Annotated in this window: 8 protein-coding genes; 4 read left to right on the top strand and 4 right to left on the bottom strand. The window is 74.6% G+C overall.

The genetic code is table 11. From position 1 onward, the window contains the following. Nucleotides 1-6: 6 nt before the first annotated feature. Nucleotides 7-2,136, bottom strand: a complete 2,130-nt coding sequence (gene paaZ, locus AC1Q5D_RS07185) for a phenylacetic acid degradation bifunctional protein PaaZ (RefSeq protein ID WP_481737893.1) — start codon at nucleotides 2,134-2,136, stop codon at nucleotides 7-9. A 116-nt stretch (nucleotides 2,137-2,252) separates the two neighbouring features. Here paaZ and AC1Q5D_RS07190 point away from each other — a divergent pair, with 116 nt between their 5' ends. From AC1Q5D_RS07190 to AC1Q5D_RS07205, 4 genes are all read left to right on the top strand, one after another. Then, nucleotides 2,253-3,149 carry an RIO1 family regulatory kinase/ATPase domain-containing protein gene (locus AC1Q5D_RS07190; RefSeq protein WP_481737894.1) on the top strand — a complete coding sequence of 299 codons (897 nt, stop codon included), beginning with the start codon at nucleotides 2,253-2,255 and terminating at the stop codon, nucleotides 3,147-3,149. Nucleotides 3,150-3,280: 131 nt separating this feature from the next. Continuing rightward, entirely contained in the window at nucleotides 3,281-4,861 is a 1,581-nt protein-coding gene (locus tag AC1Q5D_RS07195) for a pyridoxal phosphate-dependent decarboxylase family protein (RefSeq protein ID WP_481737895.1), read from the top strand. Next, the gene (locus AC1Q5D_RS07200) at nucleotides 4,858-6,228 is read left to right on the top strand and encodes a lysine N(6)-hydroxylase/L-ornithine N(5)-oxygenase family protein (RefSeq protein ID WP_481737896.1); all 1,371 of its coding nucleotides are present in this window, start codon (nucleotides 4,858-4,860) and stop codon (nucleotides 6,226-6,228) included. The genes AC1Q5D_RS07195 and AC1Q5D_RS07200 overlap by 4 nt, the downstream gene beginning before the upstream one ends. Continuing rightward, nucleotides 6,225-8,696, top strand: coding sequence for a GNAT family N-acetyltransferase (locus tag AC1Q5D_RS07205; protein ID WP_481737897.1), 2,472 nt, complete (start codon nucleotides 6,225-6,227; stop codon nucleotides 8,694-8,696). Before AC1Q5D_RS07200 ends, AC1Q5D_RS07205 begins: the two co-directional genes overlap by 4 nt. Before the next feature lie 12 nt (nucleotides 8,697-8,708). Here the strand turns inward: AC1Q5D_RS07205 and AC1Q5D_RS07210 are convergent, their stop codons facing one another. The 3 genes from AC1Q5D_RS07210 to AC1Q5D_RS07220 form a co-directional block, all read right to left on the bottom strand. Beyond that, nucleotides 8,709-9,722, bottom strand: coding sequence for an NAD-dependent epimerase/dehydratase family protein (locus AC1Q5D_RS07210; RefSeq protein ID WP_481737898.1), 1,014 nt, complete (start codon nucleotides 9,720-9,722; stop codon nucleotides 8,709-8,711). A gap of 38 nt (nucleotides 9,723-9,760) precedes the next feature. Then, the gene (locus AC1Q5D_RS07215) at nucleotides 9,761-10,441 is read right to left on the bottom strand and encodes a tyrosine-protein phosphatase (protein WP_481737899.1); all 681 of its coding nucleotides are present in this window, start codon (nucleotides 10,439-10,441) and stop codon (nucleotides 9,761-9,763) included. A gap of 134 nt (nucleotides 10,442-10,575) precedes the next feature. Further along, nucleotides 10,576-11,559 carry an IS481 family transposase gene (locus AC1Q5D_RS07220; RefSeq protein ID WP_481737900.1) on the bottom strand — a complete coding sequence of 328 codons (984 nt, stop codon included), beginning with the start codon at nucleotides 11,557-11,559 and terminating at the stop codon, nucleotides 10,576-10,578. Nucleotides 11,560-11,663: the final 104 nt, after the last annotated feature.

The raw sequence follows: 11,663 nt of genomic DNA on the forward strand, positions 1-11,663 counted from the left end.
GCTGGGCTACTCGGCCCAGTCCGCGTAGGTGGTGTTCTCCTTCTCGACGAGCGTGAGCACGTCGTAGGTCGCCACGATCTCCCCGTCCTGGTTGTTGATGACGGCGTCCCAGGCGACCTCGCCGTACTCGTCCGTCACGCGCGGGGTGATCCGCTTGGCGGTGAGCGTGATCCGGATCGAGTCCCCCGCGGCGACGGGCGTGATGAAGCGCAGGTTCTCGAGGCCGTAGTTGGCCAGTACGGGCCCCGGCGCCGGCTCGACGAACAGTCCGGCGCCCCAGGAGACGAGCAGGTACCCGTGCGCGACGATGCCCGGGAAGAACGGGTTCGCCTCGGCCGCGGCCTGGTTCGTGTGGGCGTAGAACGTGTCGCCGGTGGTGTTCGCGAACGCCGTGATCTCCTCGAGGGAGACCTCGCGCAGCGGGGAGGCGTAGGCGTCGCCGACCCGCAGCTCCGAGAGCGGCTTGCGGAACGGGTGGACGGCGTCCGGGGAGCCGCCGAACTCCGCGGCCCCGGCCGTGCGCCGGTCCGCGCCGGCGTGCCAGACGCCGGTGACGGCCGTGAGCAGGTTCGGGGAGCCCTGGATGGCGGTGCGCTGCATGTGGTGCTTGACGGCGCGGATGCCGCCGAGCTCCTCGCCGCCGCCGGCGCGGCCGGGGCCGCCGTGGACCAGGTGCGGGACGGGCGAGCCGTGGCCCGTCGACGTCTTGGCCGTTTCGCGGTTGAGGATGTGCACGCGGCCGTGGTGGCTGGCGATGCCGGTGGTCAGGGCGCGCGCCACCTCGCCGTCGTTCGTGCAGACCGTGGCGACGAGGGACCCCGCGCCGCGCTCGGCGAGCCGGACGGCGTCGTCGAGGTCGGTGTAGCCGAGCACGGAGGTCACCGGGCCGAAGGCCTCGCGGGAGTGCACGGCCTCGGCCGCGGTGTCCTCCCACGTGAGCAGCACCGGCGACATGAACGCGCCGTCGGCCACGACGGACTCCTGGCCGGAGGCGGTGCGCACCGTGGGGGCGTCCAGGGAGCCGAAGGCGAGTTCGCCGCCGGCGGCGAGCATGTCCTCGACGGCGGCGCGCACGTCGCGCAGCTGCTCGAGCGAGGCCAGCGCGCCCATGGTCACCCCGTCGGCGCGCGGGTCCCCGACGACGACCTTGGCGGCCAGCCGCTCGCCGATGGCGCGGACGACGGCGTCGCGCTGGGCGGCGGGGACGATCGTGCGGCGGATGGCGGTGCACTTCTGGCCGGCCTTGACGGTCATCTCGGTGACGACGGCGCGGACGAACGCATCGAACTCGGGCGTGCCCTCCACGGCGTCCGGGCCGAGGATCGCGGCGTTGAGGGAGTCCGTCTCGGACGTGAACCGCACGCCGCCGGTGACGACGTTCGGGTGGGACTTCAGCGTGTTCGCGGTCGTCGCGGAGCCGGTGAAGGAGAGCATGTCGCGGTAGTCCATGGCGTCCAGCAGGCCGCGGGCGGAGCCGGAGATCAGCTGCAGGGAGCCGGCCGGGAGGATCCCGGACTCGACCATGAGCCGCACGGCGGCCTCGGTGACGTAGCCGGTCGGCGTGGCCGGCTTGACGATGCTCGGCACGCCGGCGATGAAGGCCGGGGCGAACTTCTCGAGCATCCCCCAGACGGGGAAGTTGAACGCGTTGATCTGGGCCGCGACGCCGGGGATGCGGGTGTAGATGTGGCTGCCGATGAAGGAGCCGTCGCGGGAGAGGACCTCGACGCCGCCGTCCTGGACCACGTTGGAGTTCGGCAGCTCGCGGCGGCCCTTGGAGGAGTACGTGAATAGCACGCCGATGCCGCCGTCGATGTCCACCATGTTGTCGATCTTCGTGGCCCCGGTGCGATGGGAGACCTCGTAGAGCTCCTCGCGCCGGGAGTTGAGGAACTGCGCCAGCTCCTTGAGCTTGAGCGCGCGCTCGTGCAGGGTCAGCTTCCCCAGCTCGCGCTGGCCGACGGTGCGGCCGTGCTCGACGACGGCGGCGAGGTCCAGCCCGTCCGCGCCGAAGCGGGCGAGCTCCTCCCCCGTGTTGGCGTCGCGGACCTGCGCGGACTTGGCGTCCGCGGAGGGGGTCCACCAGGCGTCCTGCACGTAGCTGGGCACGGTGGCGACGGCGGTCTGAGTGGTCATGGGGCACGCCTTCCTGAACGATCGGTCGGTATTTCCACCCAGCGTACCCCATGGTGCCGGACCGCACGCCGGAGAAAGTGATTGACTTTTCCCAATCAGAGGTGTGGACTGGGCGCGTGCACCCTTCCCCGCGCCCCGCCGCGCGTCCCACGGAACCCGCCACCGGCCCCGCCGCCGGCCGGCGCGTCCGGGCGCGGCCGGACCGCCCCGCCGACTGGTCGGCCCTCGACGACTCCCTCGGGCCGGACCAGCGCTGGTCCACCTGGCCCGGCCTCGAGAAGGGCCGGCGCGCCCGGCCGCCGTACCCGGAGTTCGTCATCGAGGACGCGGCCGCCGTCGACACCGAGCTCGGCGTCCTGAAGACCGGCAAGGAGGCGGACGTCCACCTCGTGCGGCGGGCGACCACCACGCGCTCGGCGCTCCTGGCCGCGAAGCGCTACCGCGGGCCCGACCACTCGCAGTTCCACCGCTCGGCGCTGTACGCGGAGGGGCGCGGGGTCCGCCGGACGCGCGACGCCAGGGCCCTGCAGCGCGGCACCGGGTACGGGCGGTTGCTGGCCGCCGCGGAGTGGGCCGCGGCGGAGTGGTCGCACCTGGTGGGGGCCCACGAGGCCGGCATCGCCGTGCCCTACCCCGTGCAGCTGGACGGCACGGAGATCCTCATGGAGTTCATCGCCGACCCGGCGGACCCGGAGGCCGCCGCACCCCGGCTGCACCGGCTCCGCCCGGAGCCGGGCCTGCTGCGCTCGTACTGGGAGCAGGCCGCCGAGGCGGTCCGCGGGTTCGCGCGGCTGGGCTACGCCCACGGCGACCTCTCGCCGTACAACCTGCTGGCCGCCGGCGAGCGCCTCGTCGCGATCGACCTGCCCCAGCTCGTCGACCTGGCCGGCAATCCGGCCGGCGTCGAACTCCTGGCGCGCGACTGCCGCACCCTGTGCGCGTGGTTCGCCGCGCGCGGCCTGGAGACGGACGACGGCGAGCTGCTGGCCGAGGCCCTCGCCGCCGCCTGGTAGGCCCGGGCGGGCGGCTGCCGCGTCACCGACATGCGGCGTCAATGTATTACGCGATTTGTATTACGTATCCCTCTCGTGCCTTTAATGTCTCCGCCTTAGGTAAGCCTACCTTTACCGAAGAGAGGGACCATATGACCGCCCCCAGCTCCACCGTCCCGGCCCGCCGGGACACCGCGGCGCCCGGCGCCGCGCCCGGCACCGCCCGCGGCCCGGCCGCAGACCTCCTGTCCGGCGACACGGCGCACCGCTTCGTCCAGGACACCGGGACGGCGGCCCTGCTCGCGGCCGCCGCCCTGGTCCGCGCGCAGGGCCCGACCACCGGCCCCGACCCCTCCGACCTGGCCCCGGGCGTCGCGTCCGTGGACCTGGCGGCCCCGCTCGGCTCGACGGAGGCCGCCCTGGCCGAGGCCGCCGGCCTGTACCTCGACGACGCCGTCTACTTCCACCACCCGCGCTACGCGGCCCACCTGAACTGCCCGGTCGCGCTGCCGGCGGTGGCGGCGGAGGCCCTCGTCACGAGCGTCAACACGTCGATGGACACGTGGGACCAGTCCGCCGGAGCGACGCTGATCGAGCGGCGGCTCGTCGACTGGGCGACCGGGCTCGCGGGCCTGGGCCCGGACGCGGACGGCATCTTCACGAGCGGCGGCACGCAGTCGAACCTCCAGGCCCTGCTCATGGCCCGCAACCACGCCGTCGCGCACCTGCCCGGCACGCTGCCGGAGCGCCTGGCCGGCTGGCGCGTGTACGCCTCCGCCGACAGCCACTTCAGCATCGTGCGCTCGGCCGCCCAGCTGGGCCTGGGCGCCGACGCCGTCGTCGCGGTCCCCGTCGACGCGCGGCACCGGATGGACGCGGCCGCGCTGCTCGAGGCGGTGCGCCGCGACCGCGCCGCCGGGCTGCGCCCGCTCGCCGTCGTCGCCACCGCCGGCACGACGGACTTCGGCGCCATTGACCCGCTCCACGCGGCCGCCGACGCGGCCCGCGAGGCCGGCGCGTGGTTCCACGTCGACGCCGCCTACGGCTGCGGCCTGCTGGCCTCCCCCACGCGCCGGCACCTGCTGGAGGGGATCGAACGGGCCGACTCCGTGACGGTCGACTTCCACAAGTCCTTCTTCCAGCCCATCGGCTCCAGCGCCCTGCTGGTGCGCGACGGCGCCCGCTTCGCCCACATCACCCACCACGCCGACTACCTGAACCCCTGGCACGACCCGACCAGCCCCAACCAGGTGGACAAGTCGCTGCAGACGACCCGACGCTTCGACGCGCTGAAGCTGTGGGTCACGCTCCGGGCGCTGGGCGCGGACGCGCTCGGCGCGATGTTCGACGCGACCCTGGACCTGGCGGCCGAGGCCGGGCGCCTGGTCGAAGACACCGACGGGCTGCGGCTCGCGGCCCCGGTCCAGCTCGGGACCGTGGTGTTCCGCTACGAGCCGGCCCTCGACCCGCACGCGGAGCCTGCCGGGGGCGCCACCGCGCCCGTCGCGGATCCGACCGCGGATCCGGCCGCCGTGGACGGCCTGAACGACGCCATCCGCCGCGCGCTCTACCGCTCGGGCGAGGCGATGGTCGCCGCGACCGCGGTCGCCGGCCGCCGCCACCTCAAGCTGACGCTGCTCAACCCGCGCACCACGCCCGGGGACGTGGCGGCCATCCTCGAGGCCGTCGTGCGGCAGGGCCGCGCCCTGGCCGGGACGGGGGTCCCCGCGTGAGGACCTACGACGCGATCGCCGTCGGCGCCGGCCCGTTCAACCTGGGCTTCGCCGCCCTGGCGGGGCCCGCCGGCGTGGACACGTTGGTCCTCGAGTCCCGGGACGCGCCGCAGTGGCACCCCGGCATGATGCTCGAGGGCACGCACCTGCAGGTGCCGTTCATGGCGGATCTGGTCACCATGGCGGACCCGACGCACCCGCTCTCGTTCCTGGCGTTCCTCAAGGAGACGGGGCGGCTGTACCCGTTCTACATCCGGGAGGACTTCTACGCGCTGCGCGCCGAGTACTCGAAGTACCTCGGGTGGGCCGCGGAGCGGCTTCCCGTGCGCTACGGGCACCGGGTCGAGGCGGTGGAGCACGACGGCGGCGCCTACGCCGTCACCGCCAGCACGCCGGAGGGGACCCGCACGTTCCGTGCCCGGAACCTGGTCCTGGGCACGGGGACGGAGCCGGTCGTCCCGGACGCCGTCCCCGACGCGCTGCGGAACGACCCGCGCGTCGTCCACTCCTCCGCGTACCTTCCCGCGCGCGAGCGGCTCGCGGCGGCCGGGCGCGTCGCCGTCGTCGGCAGCGGGCAGAGCGCCGCGGAGGTCTTCGCCGACCTGCTGTCGCGGACCGGCGACGGGCTCCACGTCGAGTGGCTGACCCGCTCGCCCCGCTTCTTCCCCCTCGAGTACACGAAGCCCACGCTGGAGATGACGTCCCCAGACTACATCGACCACTTCACGTCGCTGCCGCAGGGGCGCCGCGACGCGCTCGGCGCCGCCCAGAAGGGCCTGTACAAGGGCGTCAACGCGGACCTGCTCAACCGCATCTACGACGACCTGTACGAGGCCAGCGTCCACGGGCCCGCCCCGGCCACCCTGCGCACCGCCACGGCGCTCGAGGCGCTCGGCGAGCGCGGCGGCCGGCTTGTCCTGTCGCTGCGGAACGCGGACGACGGCGGCGCCCACGAGACCGAGGCCGACGCCGTCGTCCTCGCCACCGGCTACGGCTACCGGGAACCCGCGTTCCTCCACGGGGTCGCCGACCGGCTGAACCGGCTGCCGGACGGGCGCTGGGACGTGGACCGCGGCTACGGGATCGGGCGGCACGGCGACGTGTTCGTCCAGAACGCCGAGCTGCACACGCACGGCTTCACGGCCCCCGACCTGGGAATGGGCGCGTACCGCAACTCGGTCCTCGTCAACCGGCTGGCCGGGCGCGAGCACTACGCCGTCGAGCGGCGCATCGCGTTCCAGGGGTTCGGGACGCCCGGCGCCCACGCCCCCTTCGACCCGGCCGCGCACGCCGCCGGCGGCGCCACCCCGGCGCGCGGCACTCCCGAGACCACCCGCCCCGCCGACCTCCAGGAGGCCCTGCGATGACCGCCCCCGCACCCGCGACCACCACCACGACAGCCGCCCAGTCCGGGGATCCCCGGACGCCCGGGGGCCCCGCCGCGCCCGGCGCGCGCTTCGCGTTCCGCCCCGTCGACCCCGCCGCCGACGCGGCCCTGCTCCACTCGTGGGTCGCCACGGAGCGGGCCCGCTTCTGGGGCATGTCCGAGGCCACGGAGGAGGAGGTGCGCGCCGAGCACGAGCGGATCGCCGCCGACCCGCACCACCGGGCCGTGCTGGCCCTGGATGCCCGGCGCGGCGGTTCCCCGGCGTTCCTGGCCGAGTTCTACGACCCCGCGCACTCCGTGCTGGCCGGCCGGTACGCGTGGCGGCACGGCGATGCGGGCATGCACCTGCTGCTGCCGGACCCGGGCCCGGAGGGCGCTGAGCCGGGCTTCAGCGCCGCGGCGATGGAGGCCGTCCTGGCGCACCTGTTCGCCGACCCGGCGGTCCTGCGCGTCGTCGTGGAGCCGGACGCGCGCAACGCGCCCGTCCAGGCGCTGAACGCCCGGTGCGGGTTCCGGCCGGCGGAACGGCTGGACCTGCCCGCCGCGGACGGGGCCCCGGCGAAGGCCGCGCAGCTGTCCTACTGCACGCGTGCGGACTTCGCGGCGGCCACGGGGCGCCCGTCGGGCGCGGCCGCCCACCTGTCCCCCGGGCGCTGGGCCGCGGCCAACCGCCACGTCGCGGCGAAGGCGATCGCGGAGTTCACGCACGAGCGGCTCCTCGAGCCGGTGGCCGACGGCGGTTCCTGGCGCCTCGAAGGTCCCGGCGTCCGGTACCGGTTCCGGGCGCGCCGCTACGCGCTGGAGCACTGGGACATCGACGCGGCCTCGCTCGAGTGCGAGGAGCACGACGGCGGCGCCTGGCGCCCGGCCGCCCCGGACGCGCAGCGGCTGGTCGTGGCGTTCCGGGAGGTGTTGGGCTTGTCCGACGCGCAGCTTCCGGTGTACCTGGAGGAGATCGGCAGCACGCTGGCCTCGCACTGCTACAAGCAGCTGCATTCCACCGCCACGGCGGCGGAACTGGCGGCGGGGACGGGGGACGCGGCGGCCGACTTCCAGCGGATCGAGGCCGCAATGACCGAGGGCCACCCGTGCTTCGTCGCCAACAACGGGCGGCTGGGCCTCGGCGCGGAGGACTTCCTGGAGCTGGCCCCGGAGACCGGCGCGGCCATCCGGCTGGAGTGGGTCGCGGCGCACTCCTCGCGGGCCCGCTTCTCGGCCGTGGAAGGGCTCGACCTGGACGCGTTGCTGGAGGCCGAGCTCGGTCCGGGGCTGCGCGCGGCGTTCCGGGAACGCCTGGCCGACGCCTGCCGCGGGACGGGCCTGGACCCGGCGGAGTTCGTGCCGCTGCCCGTGCACCCCTGGCAGTGGCGGAACCGGCTCGCCGTCACGTTCGCCGCGGACGTCGCGACCGGGCACCTGGTGCACCTCGGCACGGCGGAGGACCTGTACCAGCCGCAGCAGTCCATCCGGACGTTCATGAACCGGACCGCCCCGTCCCGGCACTACGTCAAGACGGCGCTGTCCGTGCTGAACATGGGCTTCCTGCGCGGGCTCTCCGCCGCCTACATGGAGGCGACGCCCGCGATCAACGACTGGCTGGCGGAGCTGTTCGCGGCGGACCCGGAGCTGGACCCGGAGCGGGTGCAGCTGCTGCGCGAGGTCGCCGCCGTCGGCTACTCGAACCCGATGTTCCACGCGGCCACGGACAAGGACTCGGCGTACCGGAAGATGCTGGCCGCCCTGTGGCGGGAGTCCCCCTCCGCGAGGATCGGCGGGGGCGAGTCCCTGGCGACCATGGCGTCCCTGCTGCACACGGACGCGGCCGGGGTCCCGTTCGCGGCGGAGCTCGTGCGCCGGTCGGGGCTCCCGGCCGCGGACTGGCTGGGCCGCTATCTCGACGCGTACCTCGTGCCGCTGGTGCACTGCCTGGTCGAGCACGACCTCGTGTTCATGCCGCACGGCGAGAACGTCATCCTGGTGCTGCGCGACGGCGTCCCCGAGCGCGTGCTGCTCAAGGACCTGGCGGAGGAGGTCGCCGTGCTCGGCGACCGGGTGCCGCTGCCGCCGGCCGTGGAGCGGATCCGCGCGCAGGTGGGCGACGCCGAGCGCGGGCTGTCGATCCTCACGGACGTCGTGGACTGCTTCCTGCGCTTCCTCGGGCCGCTGCTGGTGCGCGAAGGCCTGACCACGGAGGACGGGTTCTGGTCCGTGGTCGCCGGCCGGCTGGTGGACTACCGGGCCCGGCACCCGGAGACGGCGGACCGTTTCGACGCGCTGGGCCTGCTGGACCCGGTGTTCCCGCTGTCGTGCCTGAACCGGCTGCAGCTGCGCAACAACCGGCAGATGCTGGACCTCGCGGACCCGGCCGGCTCCCTGGCCTACGCGGGCGACCTGGACAACCCGCTGGCCGCCGGGGCCGTGGACGCCCTGGCCGGCGCCACCGGGTAGCCGCCCCCGGCCTCAGCCCAGGGCCGGCTCCCCCGTGCCCGACAGGGACTGCAAGAGGGCCCGCTCCTCCTCGGCCGTCAGGCCGGCGGCGGGGGCGGGCCCTTCCGGTGCCGCGGCGATGGTGTCCGCGAACGTCTCCGCGAGCGATCGGCGGACCAAGCCCCAGGCGAGGGCCTTGCGGTCGGTGCGGCGGGCGAACCCGGCGTACCGGTCCCCCGCCGGCAGGACCAGGGGCAGGGAGCGGGGGCCGGCCCACGGGGCCACGCCGTCGTCCTCCATCCGCTCCAGCGGGTACCGGACCACGGCCCCCGCGTAGCCGCCGGCGCTGGCGGCGCTGGCGAGCACGTCGGCCAGCGGCATCTCGGCCCCGACCGCGTTGACCGGCCCGCCGCGCCCGGCCAGGCCGGCGGCGAGGATGAAGGCCGCGAGGTCGCGGACGTCGATGATCTGCACCTGGGAGTCCTCGTCCCCGCAGTGCGGGACGAGGACCGGCGCACGGCCGGCGGCGAAGCGCAGGGGCCAGTAGCTGGTGCGGCCCGAGGGGTCGCCCGGCCCGCCGATCAGGCCGGGACGCACGAGCAGGGCCTTGCCGCCCCGGCTGGCGAGGGTGAGCCACTCGCACCCCGCCTTGGCCTCCCCGTAAAGCGCGTCGGTGTACTCCGCGCCGGATTCGAGGGCTGGCACGAGGCGGGCGGTCTCGGGGGCGTACGGGGTCGACTGGTCCCGGTAGACGGAGCACGAGGAGACGAAGACCCAGTTCACGGCGTGCGAGGACAGGGCCTCGGCGGCCTGCCCGGCGTGCGCCGGATAGCGGGTGAGCTCGACGACGAGGTCCCACTCCCGGGTCGCCGCCTCCGCGTAGGCGTCCGGCTGGTCGCGGTCGGCGACGAACGCCTCCGTTCCGGGCTCGAAGGGCCCGGAGGATCCCCGCGCGAGGCACGCGACCGCGTGCCCGTCGGCCAGTGCGGCGCGCGCCAGCGTCCGGCCGAGCCACTGCGTTCCACCGAGGATCAGGATATTGGCCATGCGTACCAGACAACCCCCGCAGGGGTGTCCGTGGCAAGTCACCCGAGGCGTTTTCGTACTGCGTCGATCTCTTCCGGGCCCAGCCCGTGGGCGGCCAGCAGCTCGCCGGCGTCCGTCGCGGCGAGGAACGCCCGGAGCGCGCGGGCCCGCCCCGCCAGGACCGTCGCGAGCCGCGCCTCGTCCAGATACGTCTCGACGGGGTGCGGCACGGGGCTGACCCGGTGCCACTCGTTGATGCCCCGGGCGGCGGCCTCGTCCTGCTCCACGGCCAGGTCGGGGCGCCCGGCCAGGTCCAGCAGCAGGCTCACGACCAGCCCGGTGCGGTCCCGCCCGGCCGAGCAGTGCACCACGACCTTGCCCTCGGCGGCGGCCAGGCCGCGGAACACGTCCGCCAGCCGGTCGCCGAACAGCCGCACGGCGGCCCGGTAGTGGGACGGGTGGTTGAGGTAGCCGCCGGGCACCGGGTACTCGGGGTGGTCGGGGTCCTCGGTCGGGAGGTGGACGACGGCGATGCCCGCCCGGGCCGCGTCGCGCACCTCCGGGTCGGTCCGCCGGCGGGCCCGTTCCGGGGCGTTCCGCAGGTCGATGACGGTGCGGACGCCGTCGTCGTACGCCTGCCGCCACCCGCGCTCGGTGAGCCACTCGGCGCGCCCCATCCGGTACACGTCCCCGAGCACGTGCCGGGCGTTGACGGCGCCCTCCCAGTCGACCGCGTCCATGGGCACCACTGTGCCACGGCCGCCGGGAGGGCCGCACGACGGTTCGGGGGCGGCACCGGGGCGGGGGGCGCGACAGGGCGCCAACGCCAAACGCCGCCGCCCCATGGGGCGGCGGCGTCCGGGTGCCCGGGGGCCTAGCTGTAGTTCCCACTGACGTTGTGAACGCGGCTGATGGGGGCCTTGCCGCCGATGCCGAAATGGGGTCGGTGGTGATTGTAGTCGTGTAGCCACTGCGTGTAGGCCGCGGCGCGCTCGGCCTCGGAGCGGTACGGGCGGGCGTAGGCCCACTCGGCATTGAGGGTGCGGTTGAAGCGCTCGACCTTGCCGTTGGTCTGGGGCCGGTACGGGCGCGTGTACCGGTGCTTCACGTTCGGGCCCAGGGCCTGGTTGAAGGCCTTGGAGCGGTAGCAGGAGCCGTTGTCGGTCAGCACCGCCTTGACCACGATCCCGTGGGCCGCGAAGAACGCCACGGCCCGCAGCCAGAAGCCGGCGGCGGTCTCCTTGCGCTCGTCGTTGAGTATCTCGGAGTAGGCCAGCCGGGAATGGTCATCCACGGCGTGGTGCAGGTAGGCGTAGCCGGCGCGTTGGCGCTTGGAGGCCCGGTGCTGGGCCGAGCCGCGCCCGTGGACGCGGTGCCCGCCACCGTCGGGGATCCGGGGCTGTTTCTTGATGTCGACGTGGATGAGGCTGCCGGGCTCGTCGTGTTCGTAGCGGCGCGGTGCCGGGCGGCGCACCGGCAGGCCCGTGGCCTGGTCCAGGGCGCCCAGCCGGGGCATCCGCAGCCGGTTGAGCACCTTCCACACCGTGGAGCGGGGCAGGTTCAGGTGCCCGGCGATCCGGTGCGGTCCCCACCGTCGGTTGAACCGCAACGCGACGATCCGCCGCTCGGTCCGCTGCGCGGTGCGCCGGGGCTGGCGACGCGGCACGGATGCCGCGTCGGTCAGCCCCGCCTGGCCGCGGGCCCGGTACCGGTCCGCCCACTTCTTGGCCGTGGAAGGCGAGACCTGGAACCGCTCAGCGGCCCGGCGCAACGGCCACCCCTGCTCGACGACCAGCACAGCGAGCTTCAGCCTGGCCTGGAAGGACAGGGCCGCGTTGGCATGGGTAACGTAGGGCAAGAGGACCTCCGGTGGTCGAGATGAGTGTGGTAACCCAAATCGATACCGGAGGTCCTCGCCGTTTACATCACGCCACGCTGTTCACAACGTCCTTGGGAACTACA

This window comes from Arthrobacter paludis (assembly GCF_056782315.1).